The sequence below is a fragment of the Kitasatospora fiedleri genome, assembly GCF_948472415.1.
In the GTDB taxonomy this organism is placed as follows: domain Bacteria; phylum Actinomycetota; class Actinomycetes; order Streptomycetales; family Streptomycetaceae; genus Kitasatospora; species Kitasatospora fiedleri.
Map to the genome: position 1 here is coordinate 4948096 of NZ_OX419519.1, position 15933 is coordinate 4964028.

Consider the following 15933-nt stretch of genomic DNA (forward strand, 5'->3'; position numbering starts at 1 on the left):
GCAGGATCGGTCCGATCGCCGACGGACAATCTGGGGAGGGCCGGCCGATGGGGGCTGGGCAGCGGACCGAATCGACCGGCCTGAGGCCGTGGGTGCGCGCCGCGCTGCGCTGCGGAGCGGTGCTCGCCGCCGCCGCGCTCACCCTGCCGTTCTTCGCCTCGGCGGCGTACGCCGTGCCCGGGCCGGGCGCCCCCGCGGTCTCCGCCGGGTCCGACCCGCTGGCCGAGGCCAAGCGCACCCTCGGGCCGATGCTCGACGAACTGCACGCCCTCTACCAGCAGGCCGAGACCGCCACCGAGCAGTACAACGGCACGGTCGCCAAGCTCGCCGAGCAGCAGGCCACCGTCGAGGACCTGAACAACCGGGCCGCCCGGCAGCAGGACGCCGTCGACGCCGGCAGCGACCTCGCCTCCCAGCTCGCCGCCGCGCAGTACCGCAACAGCCAGATATCCGGGTACGCCGAGCTGCTGATGGCCGAGAACCCGTACGAGGCCGTGGTGATCGCCGAGCTGCTGAACTCCGCCGGGCACTCGCAGAAGGAGTTCCTGGACCGGCTCAAGGCGGACCGGGACACCCTGACCGCGCTGCGCACCGCCGCCGAGCAGGCCGTCGCCCAGTCGCAGGCGCTGGCCGCCGAGCAGGGGAAGGCGAAGGACGACGTCGCCCGGAAGCTGGCCGAGGTCGAGCAGCTGGTCGGCTCGCTCACCGGCGCCCAGCGCGACGAGCTGGCCGAGCTGGAGAAGCAGCAGGCCAACGAGGCGCAGCTGGCCTTCCTGGCCTCCGGGGCGCTCGGCAAGGGCGAGCGGACGCCCTCGGCGACGGGCCGCAAGGCGGTCGCCTGGGCGCTCCAGCAGCTCGGCAAGGACTACGTGTGGGGCGGCGCCGGGCCGGACGTGTTCGACTGCTCCGGCCTCACCTCGCAGGCCTGGCTGCACGCCGGGCTGCCCATCCCGCGCACCAGCCAGGAGCAGTGGGCGCAGCTCAAGCACGTCCCGCTGAACCAGATCCGCCCCGGCGACCTGATCGTCTACTTCGCCGGCGCCACCCACATCGGGATGTACATCGGCGGCGGGCTGATCGTGCAGGCCCCGCACACCGGGGACGTGGTGAAGGTCTCGCAGATCGGCGCGATGCCGATCCTGGGCGCGGTCCGCCCGGACGGGAACGACGCGGCGGACGACGCGGGCGGCGCCTGGAAGGTGCCGGACGTGCCGCTGGGCGCGGTGAAGATCCAGCCCGCCAAGCCCTCGACGCTGCCGACGCCGCCCGCGCCGACGACCACGCCCACCGCGCCGGGCGGCACGCCCAGCGCGCCCGCCACGCCGTCCGACCCGGCCACGCCCGGCGGTTCGGGGACGCCGAGCGGCTCCGGCACGCCGAGCGGTTCCGGCACCCCCAGTGGTTCCGGCACGCCGAGCGGCTCGGGCACCCCGGGCGGGACGGCCGGGCCGAGCGGGACGGGCACGCCCAGCGGCCTCACGGCGCCCGCCGGGTCGGGGTCGCCGAGCGGGGCGGACGCGGTGTCGCCGTCCGGGAGCCGGTCGGCGGGCTGAGATCCGGGGCGGCGGGGCCCGCCGGCCGGTCCGGCGGGCCCGCTGCTCAGCTGCCCGGCTGCCCGGCTGCTCGGTTACTCGGCTTCGAGGCGGACCACGACCGACTTCGAGGTCGGGGTGTTGCTGATGTCGGCCGTGGAGTCCAGCGGGACCAGGACGTTGGTCTCGGGGTAGTACGCGGCGGCGCCGCCGCGGGCGACGGGGTAGTGCACCACCCGGAAGTGCGGGGCGCGGCGTTCGACGCCGTCGGTCCACTCGCCGACCAGGTCGACGTACTGCCCGTCGGCCAGGCCGAGTTCGGCGGCGTCGGCGGGGTTGACCAGGACCACCCGGCGCCCGCCGGTGATGCCCCGGTAGCGGTCGTCCAGGCCGTAGACGGTGGTGTTGTACTGGTCGTGCGAGCGCAGGGTCTGGAGCAGCAGCCGGCCCGGCGGGACCTCGGGGGCGGTCAGCGGGTTGACGGTGAAGTTGGCCTTCCCGGTGGCGGTGGGGAAGGTGCGGGTGTCGCGCGGGGCGTGCGGGAGGGCGAAGCCGCCGGGGCGGCGGACCCGGGTGTTGTAGTCGTCGAAGCCGGGGACGACGCGGGCGATCCGCTCGCGGACGCGGTCGTAGTCGAGGGCGAACTCCTCCCAGGGGGTGGGGTCCTGGGGGCCGAGGGCGGCGCGGGCCAGCCGGGCCACGATGGCGACCTCGGAGAGCAGGCCGGGCGCGGGCGGGCGCAGGCCGCCGCGGGAGGCGTGCACCATGCCCATGGAGTCCTCGACGCTGACGAACTGCTGCCCGGCGGCGGTGAGGTCGCGGTCGGTGCGGCCCAGGGTGGGCAGGATCAGGGCGCGGGCGCCGGTGACCAGGTGCGAGCGGTTGAGCTTGGTGGAGACGTGCACGGTCAGCCGGCAGCGGCGCATCGCGGCCTCGGTGGTGTCGGTGTCCGGGCCGGCCGAGACGAAGTTGCCGCCCATCGCGAAGAACACCTTGACCCGGCCGTCGCGCATGGCCCGGATGGTGTCGACGGTGTCGAAGCCGTGGTGGCGCGGCGGCTCGAAGCCGAACTCCTTGCCCAGGGCGTCCAGGAAGGCGGCGGAGGGGCGTTCGAAGATGCCCATGGTGCGGTCGCCCTGCACGTTGCTGTGCCCCCGGACCGGGCAGACGCCGGCGCCGGGGCGGCCCACGTTGCCGCGCAGCAGCAGGAAGTTGACCACCTCGCGGATGGTCGGCACGGAGTGCTTGTGCTGGGTGAGGCCCATCGCCCAGCAGACGATGACCTTCTTCGCGCCGAGCACCAGGCGGTGCAGCTCCTCGACCTGCTCCCAGGGCAGCCCGGTGGCGCGCAGCGTGGCGTCCCGGTCGAGCTCGGCCGCCTCGGCGGCGAACTCCGGGTAGCCGGCGCAGTGTTCGGCGACGAACGCCTCGTCGACCGCGCCCGGGGTGGTGAGCAGCAGGTGGTTGAGGGCGCGGAACAGGGCGAGGTCGCCGCCGAGCCGGATCTGCAGGAACAGGTCGGTGAGCCTGGTGCCGCCGCCGACCAGGCCGCGCGGGGTCTGCGGGTTCTTGAAGCGCTCCAGCCCGGCCTCGGGCAGCGGGTTGACGCTGACGATCTTCGCGCCGGCCCGCTTGGCGCGCTCCAGGGCGGAGAGCATCCGGGGGTGGTTGGTGCCCGGGTTCTGGCCCGCGACGATGATCAGGTCGGCCTGGTAGAGGTCCTTGAGCGAGACGCTGCCCTTGCCGACGCCGAGCGTCTCGGTGAGCGCCGAACCCGAGGACTCGTGGCACATGTTGGAGCAGTCGGGCAGGTTGTTGGTGCCGAGCCGGCGGGCGAACAGCTGGTACGCGAAGGCGGCCTCGTTGGAGGTGCGGCCGGAGGTGTAGAAGGCGGCCTCGTCCGGGGAGCCGAGCGCGGTCAGCTCCTCGGCGATCAGGGCGAAGGCGTCGTCCCAGTCGATCGGGGTGTAGTGGTCGGCGCCCGCGTCCAGCAGCATCGGGGTGGTGAGCCGGCCCTGCTGGCCGAGCCAGTAGCCGGAGCGCCCGGCGAGTTCGGCGACCGGGTGCTCGGCGAAGAAGGCCGGGGTGATCCGGCGTTCGGTGGCCTCCTCGGCGACGGCCTTGGCGCCGTTCTCGCAGAACTCGGCCAGGTGCGGCTTGTCCGGCTCGGGCCAGGCGCAGCCGGGGCAGTCGAAGCCGCCCGGCTGGTTGACCCGGCGCAGGGTGGCGAGCACCCGCCCCGGCGACATCTGGTCGGCGGCCATCCGCAGGGTGTGCCCGATCGCGGGCAGCCCGGCGGCGGCGTGGGCCGGCGGGGAGGTCTGCGGCGCGTCCTGGGCGGGGTCGCGGTGCGGGGGCTGCTTGGCCATGGCGGGCTCTCCGGAGGGCTCGGGGTGCTTCCGAGCGTATCCGGTGCGGGTGTTCGGCGGTGGCGGGTGCTCGACGGCTGCGGGTGTTCGGCGGTGGCGGGTGCTCGACGGCTGCGGGTGTGGGACGGCGGGTGCTCGACGGCGGCGGGTGTCCGACGGCGCGGGCCTCAGTCCTCCTTCTGGAGTTCGGTGAGCAGGCGGCGGGCGACGGCGTCGTTCTGCCGGAAGGACGGGGCGTCGGTGCGCGGGCGGGCGAAGGCGGCCGGGGCGCGGGTGGTGGTGGGGGCGCCGAGGGCGGTGCGGCGCGGGTGCGGGCCGCCGAGGGCGGGGTCGAGCAGCCGGGACTCGGGGTCGGTGCGGACCAGGCCGGAGCGGTAGGTGTGGCCGTCGGGGTCGGCCAGCCGCTCCTCGTCGATCCGGCCCTCGTGCAGGAGCCGGCGCAGCAGCGGGTCGTTGCTGCGGTCGAGGGCGTGCCGGGGGAGGAAGGCGTCGACCAGGGCGGTGCCGTGGACCCGGTGGCCGGGCAGGGCGGGGGAGGAGGCGCGGAAGGTGCCGTGCTGCTCGTCGAGGTCGACCCGCAGGTCGGGGCCGAGGAAGTGCAGCAGCCCGGCGTCGGAGAGGGCGAGCAGCTGCTCCAGGCGGAAGCCGGGCGGGCCGGAGGCGTAGAAGGAGAAGAAGCCGGTCCACCAGCCGTCGAGTTCGGCGGCGGTGGAGCGGGCGGTGAGCGGGTGGGCGGGCAGCAGGTGGACGAGCTGGCCGTACAGCGAGAGCAGGGCGTAGAAGGCGCCGAGGTCGGCGCTGTGCCGCTGGTCGGCGCGGCGGGCCAGGTCGGCGCGCAGGTGGGCACGCAGGTGCTGCTGGAGTTCGGCGGGGCTGCCGACGCGCAGGCCGGCCAGCGGGCGGTCGAGCCGTTCCAGGTCGAGGCGGTCGGCCGGGTCGGGGACGGCGGCGGCGACCAGGGCGGCGCGTTCGGGGCTGTCCCAGGGGTGGCGGTCGTAGTCGGCCAGGAACTCGGCCCAGGGCAGGGCGGTGCGCTCGGGGTGGCCGTGGAAGAGCTCGTGGTAGTAGCCGAAGCCGATCTCCTTGGCCATGGCGGGCCACAGGTCGCGCTTGAACTCGACCGGCCCGTCCGGGAGTTCGAGGTCGGGGCCGAAGTAGCGGGGGAGCGGCGGGATCGGGCCGCGGAGCCGGTAGCCGGTCTTGGCGTGGTACGGGACGCCGCGCCGGGAGCCCGCGTACAGCACGGGTTCGCGGCCGGAGGGGTGGTAGCGCAGGCCGCCGCCCGGGCGCGGGTGAAGCGGCCGCCGCGGCCCTCGGTGAGCAGCGCGACCAGGTCGACGAAGGCCAGGCCGAGGCCGCGGACCACCACCCGCTCGCCGGGGGCGAGGCCGGAGAGGTCGGCGTCGGCGGTGAACGCGGGCGGCAGGTAGGTGCGGCCGTGCCGGTCGGCGAAGGCGCGGGCCTCGGCGGTGTCGGAGCCGGGCGCGGAGTCGAGGTGGCCGAGCGCGAGCACCACCCGGTCGGCGAGCAGCACGGTGTCGGAGAGGTGGACGCGCTGCGGGCCGTCCGGGTCGCCGGTGATCCGCAGCGCGGTGTCCTGGTGGACGAAGAGCCGTACGTTCTCCGGGAGTTCGGCGGCGGCGCGGCGCAGCGTCCAGTCCAGGTAGGCGGACTGGGCGCGCCGGGTCGGGAAGTCGGTGGGCAGCAGGGCGCGCAGTTCGTCGGCGATGTCGGGGTCGGCCTCCGGCAGGTAGGGCGGGTGGGCGGCCGGGTCGGTGGCCCACTCGGCGAGCGAGGGGCCGGGGCGGACCGGTCCGTCCATGGTGGTGCGCTCGTCGGTGAACATGGTGACGTCCTCCGCCATCGAGTTCATCCGCAGCAGCGGGGACTGCGCGTTGCGCCAGATCCGGCCCCCGCCGGGCGGGTGCGGGTCGACCAGGTGGACGTCCAACCGCACGCCGGGGCCCAGCAGTTCGGGCGCGTTGGCGGCTATCCGCTCCAGCAGGCCGGTGCCCCGCGGACCGGCTCCCACGACGACCAGCACGGGCACCGCGCTCACCGCCCGACCGCGCGGCGGAAGGCGGCCCGGGCCCGCTGCCACGGGGTCGGCGGCAGCCCGGCCCGGGTGGCGCCGCGGGCGAAGTGCCGCTCCAGGTAGTACTGGCCGACGGACAGCACGCTGGTCACCGCGATGTACCAGAGGGTGGCCACCATCAGCAGCGGGATCACCTGGTAGGTCTGGTTGTAGACCAACTGGGTGGAGAACAGCAGGTCGTGGACGGCCAGCACGCTGATGATCGAGGTGCCCTTGAGGGTGCCGATCAGCATGTTCCCGGCGGGCGGCAGGATCGCCCGCATCGCCTGCGGCAGCACGATCCGCCGCAGCACCCGGCCGCGGCCCAGGCCCAGCGAGGCGGCCGCCTCCAGCTGGCCCTGGTCGACCGACAGGACGCCGGAGCGGACCACCTCGGCGGCGAACGCGGCCTCGTGCAGGGTCAGTCCGATCAGGGCGGTGAGCACCGGGCCGAGCAGGTCGACGGTCTTCACCGCGAACAGCTCGCCGCCGAACGGCAGGCTCAGCGACAGCTTCGGGTACAGCGCCCCGATGTTGAACCAGAGCAGCAGCTGGACCAGCAGCGGGGTGGCCCGGAAGATCCAGACGAAGCCCCAACTCAGCGCCTGGAGTACCGGATTGCCCGACAGCCGGGCCACCGCCAGCGCGGTGCCCAGGGCGAAGCCGAGGGCGGTCACCGCGCCGGTCAGCCAGAGCGTCAGCAGCAGGCCGCGCAGGATCGACGGCGCGGTCAGGTAGCTGCCGACCACCGACCACTCGAAGGCCGCGTTGCCGGCCAGCGAGCGCAGCAGCAGGGCGGCGGCCAGCAGCGCCAGCCCGCCGCTCAGGTACCGCCCGGGGCGGCGGCGGGGCACGATCGGCAGCTCGGCGGGGACGGTCCCGGTGGGGGGCTGGTCGGTCGGGTCCGGCGGCGCGGCGGACCGGGCGCGGGCGGACGGGACGGCGGGCGAGGCCATGAGGGCTCCATCGGGCGGCGGGGCAGGCGGTATCCGCATGCCGTCACTCACGCGCGCCGCGTCCCTCAACGCGGCTGGGCCTGGCGGCAGTTCGACCGGGCCCGGGCAGTACTCGCTCCACTTCGATCGTACGGGTGTGCGTCCGGAGGCTGTCAAGGACGCGGGTGTGACGCCGGTGTTTCGTCCCGCGCGGAAAGGTTGACGGACCCTCGGCGGCACTGCTCAACTGTTCGACATGAGAGCCGGACAGCCCGCCCTGGTGACGCGCGGCCACATCGACTTCGGTCGGGTGTGGTCCGCGGCGTGTCGCGGCTGACCCGGCAGCGGGCCGCCTGACCGGCCCTCCTCCCCTCCGGGAGTCCTCCCTCGGTCGCCCAGTACCGGTCCGGGAAGCCGTCCGTCCGGACGGACCAACAGGCGCACGCTGCCGCCTCCTCCGCGTTCCCGCTCGCTCCTGAGCCGGCGCCCCGTCACGCGCCGCACGCCCCGTCCGTCCACCCGCCGCCCGCGTCCGCCCCCGCCCGCCAGGGCGTCCCCCGGCCTGCCCGGACGCGGCTCCCACCCGACCGGAAGAGCCCTGCCATGCCCGTCGAGTTCCTCGGAATCGCCGCCACCGGCGACGGTTCGGAGACCACCGCCCGCACCACCCACGCCTTCGACCGCGACTACACGCTGCGCCTGGCCCGCGCCCACGAGGACCACGGCTGGGACCGGGTGCTGTTCGCCTACGGCGCCGGCTCGCCCGAGCCCGCCGCCGCCGCCGCGTACCTCGCCGCCAAACTCGACCGGCTGCAGATCCTGCTGGCGCACCGCCCGAACGTCTCCTACCCGACCTTCGCGGCCAAGACCTTCGCCACCCTGGACCGGATCAGCGACGGCCGGCTCACCGTGCACTTCATCACCGGCGGCAGCGACCACGAGCAGCAGCGCGAGGGCGACTTCCTGCCCAAGGACCGCCGCTACGACCGCACCCGCGAGTACATCGGCATCGTCAAGAAGGCCTGGACCAGCCGCGAACCCTTCGACCACGCGGGCGAGTTCTACCGTTTCAACGACTTCGTCTCGGACGTCTTCCCGGTCCAGCAGCCCCGGCCGGACGTCTCCTTCGGCGGCTCCTCGCCCGCCGCGTTCGCCGCCGGCGGCGCCGAGGCCGACATCTACGCGCTGTGGGGCGAACCGCTGGCCCGCACCGCCGAGCAGATCGAGCTGGTCAAGGCCGCCGCCGCGGCCGCCGGGCGCACCGACACCCCGCGCATCCAGGTCGCCTTCCGGCCGATCATCGCGCCCACCGAGGAACTCGCCTGGGAGAAGGCGCACCGCACGGTCGCCGCGATCAAGGCCCGCCGGGAGGGCAACGACCTGGTCCGCCGCCGCCTGGCCAACGGCGCCCGGCCGGAGAACTCCGGCTCCCAGCGGCTGCTGGAGATCGCCGAGGCGGGCGAGCGCTACGACCGCGCGCTGTGGACCCCGACCGCCGCCGCCACCGGCGGCGCGGGCAACTCCAACGCCCTGGTCGGCACGCCCGAGACGGTCGCCCAGGCGCTGCTCGACTACTACGACCTCGGCGTGGACATCCTCTCCGCCCGCGGCTACGACCACGTCGACGACGCGATCGACTTCGGCCGGTACGTCATCCCGATCGTCCGCGAGGAGGTCGCCAAGCGCGACGCCGCCAAGGCCGCCGGGGCCGCGGCGGCATGAGCGAGCTGACCGTGGCGCGGGCCGTGCTCGGCGACCCGCTCACCGCCCCCCTGATCCGCGAACTCACCCACGAGTACGTCACCCGCTACGGCCCCGAGGGCCGGCAGGAGATGGAGCGGCACGGCGCCGCGGAGTTCACCCCGCCGGACGGCCTGCTGCTCCTGCTGCTGCGCGACGGCGAACCGGTGGCCGGCGGCGCCTACCGCCGGCACGCGGACGAGGGCACCGCCGAACTGAAGCGGATGTGGACCTCCGCCGCGCACCGCCGCCAGGGCCTGGGCCGCCGGGTCCTGGCCGAACTGGAGGCCGCCGCCGGGCAGGCCGGCTACCGGCGGATCTTCCTCACCACCGGCCCGCGCCAGCCGGAGGCCGAGGCGCTCTACCTGGCGACCGGCTACACCCCGCTGTTCGACCTCCGGGCGCCGCGCCCGGAGCTGAAGCCGCTGCCGTTCGAGAAGCACCTGCAACTCCCGCACGCACGAACCACGTTCGCGCAAGACCTGGCCGCCGCCGCGGCGGCCGGAAAGGCACCCTCCAGATGAAGCGCCACCTCCCCGCCACCGCACTGGCCGCCGTCGCCGTCCTGGCGCTGGCGGGCTGCGGCTCCGACCCGGCGGCCCCCGCGAAGGCCGCACCGGTCGGCGTCCAGCCGAACCAGGACGCGCTGGCGGGGGTGACGAAGAACGAGGCCATCGCCGCGCTGCTGCCCCCGAGGTCCGCGCCTCGGGCACCGTCAAGCTCGGCGGCACGGTCGCCGCCCCGCCCGCGGCGTACTACCCGGAGGGCCAGCACGAGCCCGCCGGGGTGGACGTCGACCTGGTCAACGGCGTCGCCAAGGTGCTCGGGATCACCGTGCAGCGCGAGGACGCCGCGTTCGAGAGCATCCTGCCCGCGCTCGGCAGCGGCAAGTACGACGTCGGCACCGGCAACTTCGGCGTCACCGAGGCCCGGCTGAAGACCACCGACTTCGTCACCTACATCGACGACGGCCAGGGCTTCGCGGTGCGCTCCGACAACACCGCGCTGACCAGCGTCACCGACCTGGTCCAGCTCTGCGGCCTGACCGTCGGCACCGGCGCGGGCACCACCTTCGAGGCCACCCTGAACGCCAAGAAGGACGTCTGCGCCCAGGCCGGCAAGAAGCCGTACGAGGTCAAGTCGTTCTCCGACAACGGCGCCGTGATCACCGGCCTCCAGCAGGGCCGGCTGGACGTGGTGATGTCCACCATCAACGGCCTGCGCTACCAGGCCGCCCAGCCCGGCTCCAAGACCCGCTTCCTCGGCGAGTACCACCGGCTCGACGTCGGCTTCGCGTTCAAGAAGGGTTCGCCGCTCACCCCGGCCTTCCAGGCCGCCGTCAACGAGCTGATCAAGGACGGCTCCTACCAGAAGATCCTCGCCAAGTGGGGCACCACCGACTCGGCGATCACCGAGTCGAAGATCAACCCGCCCGAGCACTCCTGACCGCGGAGCCCCCGATGACCGCCGTGACTTCCGAAACCCCCCTCGCCGACCGACAACCCGTGGACGACACCGCCGAGTTGCCGATCGTTCCGCACCGCAGGCCGTGGCGGCTGGTGGCCGGTCTGGCCGCGCTGGTGCTGGCCGCCCAGTTCCTGCACGGACTGGCCGTCAACCCCGGCTGGGACTGGCCGACCTTCCGCGCCTTCGTGTTCTCCGACAGCATCCTGCGCGCGGTCGGCGTCACCCTCCAACTCACTCTCTACGGCACGGTCCTGGGCTTCGCGCTGGGCGCGGTGATCGCCGCGCTGCGGCTGTCCGGCAGCCCGATCCTGCGCACCATCGCCTGGACGTACGTGTGGGCGTTCCGCTCGATCCCGCTGATCGTGCAGCTGGTGTTCTGGTTCAACCTGGCCTACCTGTACAAGCGGATCGGCATCGGCATCCCGTTCGGCCCGAGCTTCGTCTCCTTCGGCACCATGGACCTGCTCGGCGCGCTCGGCGCGGCCGTCCTCGGCCTGGCCCTGCACCAGGCCGCGTACGCCGCCGAGATCATCCGCGGCGGCGTGCTCGCGGTGGACGCCGGACAGCTGGAGGCCGCCGCCGCGCTCGGCATCCCGAGGTTCCGGCAGGCCTGGCGGATCGTGCTGCCGCAGGCCATGCGCGGCATCCTGCCGAACGCCGCCAACGAGGTCATCTCGCTGTTCAAGGGCACCTCGATCGTCTACGTGATGGCGATCGGCGAGCTCTTCTACCAGGTGCAGGTGATCTACGGCCGCACCGGCCGGGTGGTGCCGCTGCTGCTGGTCGCCACCGTCTGGTACGTGCTGCTGACCACCGCGCTCTCGCTCGTCCAGTACTGGGTCGAGCGCTACTTCGCCCGCGGCAGCGGACGCGCCGCGCCGCCCACCCCCTGGCAGCGGCTGCGGGCCGCCGCCACCGAGATCAAGGAGAAGCGGGCATGAGCGGCGACGGCGCCACGGCCATGGTCGAAGTACGCGGCGTGCACAAGCGGTTCGGACGGCTGGAGGTGCTGCGCGGCATCGACCTCGACGTCCGCCCCGGCACCGTCACGGTGGTGCTCGGCCCGTCCGGCTCCGGCAAGTCCACCCTGCTGCGGGCGGTCAACCACCTGGAGAAGCTCGACCGGGGCCACGTCCGGGTGGACGGCGAGCTGATCGGCTACCGGCGGGTCGGCGACAAGCTGCGCGAACTGCCCGAGCGCGAGGTGCTCAAGCAGCGCACCAAGCTCGGCTTCGTGTTCCAGAACTTCAACCTGTTCCCGCACCTGACCGTGCTGGAGAACCTGGTCGAGGCCCCGGTCGGCGCGCTCGGCGTCCCCAAGGCCGAGGCCCGGGCCCGGGCCCGCGACCTGCTGGAGCGGGTCGGCCTCGCCGACAAGGCCGACGAGTACCCGCGCCGGCTCTCCGGCGGCCAGCAGCAGCGCGTCGCCATCGCCCGGGCGCTCGCCCTGGAGCCCAAGGTGCTGCTGTTCGACGAGCCGACCTCCGCGCTCGACCCCGAGCTGGTCGGCGAGGTCCTCGACGTGATCAAGGACCTGGCCCGCACCGGCACCACCATGATCGTGGTCACCCACGAGATCGGCTTCGCCCGCGAGGTCGCCGACACCGTGGTGTTCATGGACGGCGGCGTGGTGGTCGAGCAGGGCCCGCCCGCCCGGGTGCTGGACGACCCGCAGCACGAGCGGACCCGCGCCTTCCTCGCCAAGGTCCTCTGAACCACCTTACGAAACAAAGGAGTTGCTCCCATGTCCGTGACCCGCCGCACCTTCGTCCCGGCCGCCGCCGCCCTCGCCGCCGCCCTGCTGCTCTCCTCCTGCGGCTCCTCCGACAACGCCTCCGCGGACCTCGGCGCCAAGAAGGAGGGCACCGCGCCCAACGGGGTGAAGGTCAACCTGACGCCCGACCAGAACCGGGTCACCACGCCGAAGGTCGACGCGATCGCCGCCCTCGTCCCGGACGAGATCCGCCGAAGAGGCACCCTGGAGGTCGCGGCCAACGTCAGCACCGTCCCGCCGCTGGGCTTCTACGCCACCGACGACAAGACGGTGATCGGCACCGAACCCGACATCGCCTACCTGATCGGCGACGTGCTCGGCCTCAAGGTCGACATCAACCCGGTCTCCTGGGAGAACGTCTTCGTCGGCCTGGACAGCGGCAAGTACGACGCGGGCATCACCAACGTCACCGTCACCGAGGCCCGCAAGGAGAAGTACGACTTCGCCACCTACCGCCTCGACATCCTCGGCTTCGAGGCCAAGAAGGGCGGCAGCTGGAAGGTCAAGGGCCCGGCCGACGTGGCCGGCCACACCATCGGCGTCGCCTCCGGCACCAACCAGGAGAAGCTGCTGCTCGACTGGAGCGCCCAGGACGTCAAGAACGGCCTCAAGCCGGTGGACGTGAAGTACTACCAGAACGCCTCCGACTACTACCTCGCCCTCGGCTCCGGCCGGATCGACGCCTGGCTCGGCCCCAACCCGGCCAGCGCCTTCCACGCCGCGCAGACCGGCGAGACCGAGGTCATCGGCACCTACTCCGGCGCCGGCGAGACCGTCCTCGGCAAGATCGCCGCCACCACCAAGAAGGACAACGGCCTGGTCAAGGCGTTCAACGAGGCCCTCAACGAGGTCATCAAGAACGGCACCTACACCGAGGTCCTCAAGCGCTGGGGCCTGGAGAACGAGGCCGTCCCGACCTCCGAGATCAACCCGCCCGGCCTGCCCAAGACCGACAGCTGACGCCTCCCCGGCACCCCCCGGAGCGCATCCCTCACCACCCGTGCGGGATGCGCTCCAGCACGCCGCCCGCGAACACGTCGTACAGCGGCAGCGACTCCAGGTGCACGTAGCCGATGTGGCAGTCACAGCTCCCCAACGGGCAGGCGCGCGGCCGTAGTTGGTCCCGATACGAGTCGTCGTACAGGTTGCCCAGCGGCGGCCGGACGAAGTGGCAGCGGCGCACCGTGCCGTCCCCGTCCACCGACACCACGCTCTCCCCGGTCCGGCACGGCAGCCCCGCGCTGCGGTGCGGGTGGCGGCTGTAGTCGAACAGCGGGTCCAGCTCCGCCCACCCGGCCGCCTCGGCGTCGGTGTACGTCAGCCCGTCGGCCGCGTTCACCCACAGGTAGACGCCCGCCGGCAGCGCCGCGCGCAGCCGCCGGGCCGCCGCCAGGTGCTCCGGCTGCCCGACCACGCCGACGCTGAACCGCACGCCCAGCGCGGTGAGTTCGGCGCACTTGGCGAGGAAGCGCTGCTCGCTCACCTGCCCCGGGTGGTACGTCACCCAGAGCGCCAGCTTCGCCCGGTCCGCCTCGGCCAGCCAGCCCGTCCGGCAGCTCGCGTTGGTCTGGATCGCCACCCGCTCCAGGTGCGGCAGCCGGCTCAGCTCCACCATCGCCCGCCGGTACCAGCTGCGCACCAGCCCCTCGCCCCACGGCGTGAACAGCACCGACAGCCGGCCGTGCCGGTACGCCGCCGCCCAGGCCGTGAACCGCTCCAGCGCCGCCCGGTCGGCGCGCAGCAGCTCCGGGGTGTCCCGCCGCTTGGCGAACGGGCAGTACGGGCAGTCGTAGTCGCAGGAGGACAGCGGGCCCCGGTACAGGATCGTCAACTCGCTCGTACGGTCGGTCACTTCGCCTCGTACTCCGCCATGTTGGCCCGCACCCCGGCGGAGAACAGCCGCGGCCCCACCGCGTCCGACCAGGCCAGGCCCTCCGGGCTCAGCAGCAGCCGCGCCGGGTCGTCCGCCGCCAGCCAGCCGCGGGCGGCGAACTCGGCCAGCTCGGCCGGGAAGTCCAGCTCCGGGGTGCTGCCGAAGCGCTCCCGGTAGGCCGCCAGGTCGACGCCCTCGCCCTGGAGCAGCGACTGCACCAGGTGGCGGCGGCGGGTCTCCTCGTCAGTCATCACCCAGCCCAGCTCGGCCCGGGAGAAGTCCGGCGCGGCCACGTAGTCGTCGATGATCCGGCGCACCTCGCGGGCGTCCACCGCGTAGTCGAAGGAGTAGTGCAACCGCGAGGTGTACGAGCGGGCCCCGCAGCCCAGGCCCACCATGCCGTCGGTCTGGCAGGCGTACTCGCCCGCGCTCGCGCTCGCCGCGCCGGTCCGGCGGAACATCCGCATCGACACCTGCTGGTACCCCTCGGCCAGCAGGTGGTCGCGGCCCGCCCGGTACAGCGCCAGCCGCTGGGCGTCCCAGGCGGGGTTCGCCGCCGTCCCCGCGTGCCGGCCCAGGCCGGTCAGCGGGCGGACGTACAGCGGGTACAGGTACAGCTCCTCCGGCCGCCAGGCCAGCGCCGCGTCCAGGGAGGCGATCCAGCTGGCCGGCGTCTGGCCGTCGATGCCGTAGATCAGGTCGATGTTCAGCACCGGGAACCCGGCGTCCCGCACCCGGCCCAGCGCCGCCTCCACCGCGGCCCGCTTCTGCGGGCGCACTGCGGCCCGCGCCTCCCCGTCCAGGAAGGACTGCACGCCCAGGCTCAGCCGGGTCGTCCCGCGCTCGGCCAGCACCCGCAGCCGGTCGGCCGTCGCGGTGTCCGGCGACGCCTCCACCGACAGCGGGACCGCCCGCAGGTCCGCGCCCGTCCCCGACTCGGCGATGTCGCAGAGCCGTTCCAGCTCGGCCGCGGTCAGGTAGGTCGGCGTCCCGCCGCCGAAGGCCGCCAGCGCGAACCGGGCCTCCGGCGCCAGCGCCTCCCGCACCTGCCGGGCCTGCCGCTCCAGCGCGTCCAGGTACGCGGTGGTCAGCCCCTCCGGGCTGCCGATCCGGGTGAACAGGTTGCAGAACCCGCACCGCACCTCGCAGAACGGCACGTGCAGGTAGAGCGAGAGCGCGTCCTGCTTCTCGCCCCGCCACAGCTCCGCGAGCCGCGGGCGCTCCGGCAGCGGGCGGTAGGCCGTCTTGTGCGGGTACGCGTAGACGTAACTCTGGTACGGGGACTCGGTGTCGACGGTGGTGGCGGCGACGGTGGTGGCGGCGACGGTGGTGGCGGCGACGGTGCTCATCGGGGCTCCTGCGGGGTGGCCGGGAGGGTGAAGTGCGCGTAGGGGACGGTCCAGACCACCTCGTGGCCGATCCGGTGGCCGGTGTACCCGTCCTCGCCGTACGCGGTGCCGTGGTCCGAGCAGACGATCGCGAAGCACGGGCGGCGGGCGGTCATCGCCGCGAACAGCCGCCCGACGTGCGCGTCCACGTACTCCAGCGCGGCGGCGTGGGTGGCCCGGCTGTCCCCGTCCGCGCGGGTCGCCCCCGGCAGGTGGAACCAGTTCGGCTGGTGCAGCGCCGAGACGTTGACGAACAGGAACAGCGGCTGCCCGGGCGGCTGTTCGGCCGCCACCCGCTCGGCCACGGCCACCTGCGACTCGAAGGAGGTCGGCGACGGGACGCCCAGCTCCGGCGCCCAGTGGCTCTCCTGGAACAGGCCCGGCAGGACGGAGCCGAGCGGGCCCTGCTTGTTGAAGAACCCCACCCCGCCGACGCAGACCGTCCGGTACCCGGCCCGCGCCAGCCCCGTCGGCAGGTCGGGCGCGTCGAACACCCAGGTGCGCGGCTCGGTGCTCTCCGAACCCGCGAACCGCGCCGCGAACAGCCGCGGGTGCGGCCCGTCCGGCGAGGCGGGCGTCGGCAGGAACCCGGCCAGGATCGCCTGGTGCGCGGCGTACGTGAAACTCCCCGGCGAGTGCCGGCGCTCCCAGCCGGTGGGCGGGAGCACCTTCGCCAGGTGGGGCAGCCGGCCGGCCGCGAGCAGCTCCGCGGCGACGTCGAAGCGCAGCGTGTCGAGGGTGACCAGCAGCAGGTCGTGCGAGCCGACCACCTCGTTCATGT

At 74.0% G+C, this 15933-nt stretch carries 11 protein-coding genes and 2 pseudogenes; 7 read left to right on the forward strand and 6 right to left on the reverse strand.

Annotated features, from left to right (window positions below; genetic code table 11):
- Nucleotides 1-47: 47 nt before the first annotated feature.
- Nucleotides 48-1553, forward strand: coding sequence for a C40 family peptidase (locus QMQ26_RS22840; protein WP_282202528.1), 1506 nt, complete (start codon nt 48-50; stop codon nt 1551-1553).
- 74 nt (nt 1554-1627) lie between these two features.
- Here QMQ26_RS22840 and QMQ26_RS22845 read toward each other — a convergent pair whose 3' ends face one another.
- From QMQ26_RS22845 to QMQ26_RS22855, 3 genes and pseudogenes are all read right to left on the reverse strand, one after another.
- A complete protein-coding gene (locus QMQ26_RS22845) occupies nt 1628-3901 on the reverse strand; it encodes an FdhF/YdeP family oxidoreductase (protein WP_282202529.1) in 2274 nt (757 codons plus the stop codon).
- A gap of 167 nt (nt 3902-4068) precedes the next feature.
- Nucleotides 4069-5960: pseudogene (locus tag QMQ26_RS22850) on the reverse strand (FAD/NAD(P)-binding protein).
- On the reverse strand, nt 5957-6931 hold the full coding sequence (locus tag QMQ26_RS22855; RefSeq protein WP_100836379.1) for an amino acid ABC transporter permease: 975 nt from the start codon (nt 6929-6931) through the stop codon (nt 5957-5959). The pseudogene QMQ26_RS22850 and the gene QMQ26_RS22855 overlap by 4 nt, the downstream one beginning before the upstream one ends.
- A gap of 582 nt (nt 6932-7513) precedes the next feature.
- Between QMQ26_RS22855 and QMQ26_RS22860 the strand changes: the two genes are divergently transcribed.
- The 6 genes and pseudogenes from QMQ26_RS22860 to QMQ26_RS22885 all read left to right on the forward strand — a co-directional run bounded on the left by QMQ26_RS22860 (nt 7514) and on the right by QMQ26_RS22885 (nt 12851).
- Nucleotides 7514-8632, forward strand: a complete 1119-nt coding sequence (locus QMQ26_RS22860; protein ID WP_282202530.1) for an LLM class flavin-dependent oxidoreductase — start codon at nt 7514-7516, stop codon at nt 8630-8632.
- Nucleotides 8629-9174 carry a GNAT family N-acetyltransferase gene (locus QMQ26_RS22865; RefSeq protein ID WP_282202531.1) on the forward strand — a complete coding sequence of 182 codons (546 nt, stop codon included), beginning with the start codon at nt 8629-8631 and terminating at the stop codon, nt 9172-9174. The genes QMQ26_RS22860 and QMQ26_RS22865 overlap by 4 nt, the downstream gene beginning before the upstream one ends.
- A pseudogene (locus QMQ26_RS22870) lies at nt 9171-10096 on the forward strand (ABC transporter substrate-binding protein). The gene QMQ26_RS22865 and the pseudogene QMQ26_RS22870 overlap by 4 nt, the downstream one beginning before the upstream one ends.
- A 14-nt stretch (nt 10097-10110) precedes the next feature.
- Nucleotides 10111-11058 carry an amino acid ABC transporter permease gene (locus QMQ26_RS22875; RefSeq protein ID WP_100836375.1) on the forward strand — a complete coding sequence of 316 codons (948 nt, stop codon included), beginning with the start codon at nt 10111-10113 and terminating at the stop codon, nt 11056-11058.
- A complete protein-coding gene (locus QMQ26_RS22880) occupies nt 11055-11831 on the forward strand; it encodes an amino acid ABC transporter ATP-binding protein (RefSeq protein WP_100836374.1) in 777 nt (258 codons plus the stop codon). The genes QMQ26_RS22875 and QMQ26_RS22880 overlap by 4 nt, the downstream gene beginning before the upstream one ends.
- A gap of 30 nt (nt 11832-11861) precedes the next feature.
- A complete protein-coding gene (locus QMQ26_RS22885) occupies nt 11862-12851 on the forward strand; it encodes an ABC transporter substrate-binding protein (RefSeq protein WP_100836373.1) in 990 nt (329 codons plus the stop codon).
- Nucleotides 12852-12882: 31 nt separating this feature from the next.
- Here QMQ26_RS22885 and QMQ26_RS22890 read toward each other — a convergent pair whose 3' ends face one another.
- Genes QMQ26_RS22890 through QMQ26_RS22900 form a run of 3 tightly spaced genes read right to left on the reverse strand, consistent with a single transcriptional unit; the run spans nt 12883 to nt 15931 of the window.
- Complete coding sequence (locus QMQ26_RS22890) at nt 12883-13743, reverse strand: STM4011 family radical SAM protein (RefSeq protein ID WP_282202532.1); 861 nt, start codon at nt 13741-13743, stop codon at nt 12883-12885.
- The gene (locus QMQ26_RS22895; RefSeq protein WP_282202533.1) at nt 13740-15113 is read right to left on the reverse strand and encodes an STM4012 family radical SAM protein; all 1374 of its coding nucleotides are present in this window, start codon (nt 15111-15113) and stop codon (nt 13740-13742) included. Before QMQ26_RS22895 ends, QMQ26_RS22890 begins: the two co-directional genes overlap by 4 nt.
- Nucleotides 15110-15931, reverse strand: a complete 822-nt coding sequence (locus QMQ26_RS22900) for an STM4013/SEN3800 family hydrolase (protein ID WP_100838498.1) — start codon at nt 15929-15931, stop codon at nt 15110-15112. Before QMQ26_RS22900 ends, QMQ26_RS22895 begins: the two co-directional genes overlap by 4 nt.
- Between the last annotated feature and the right edge of the window lie 2 nt (nt 15932-15933).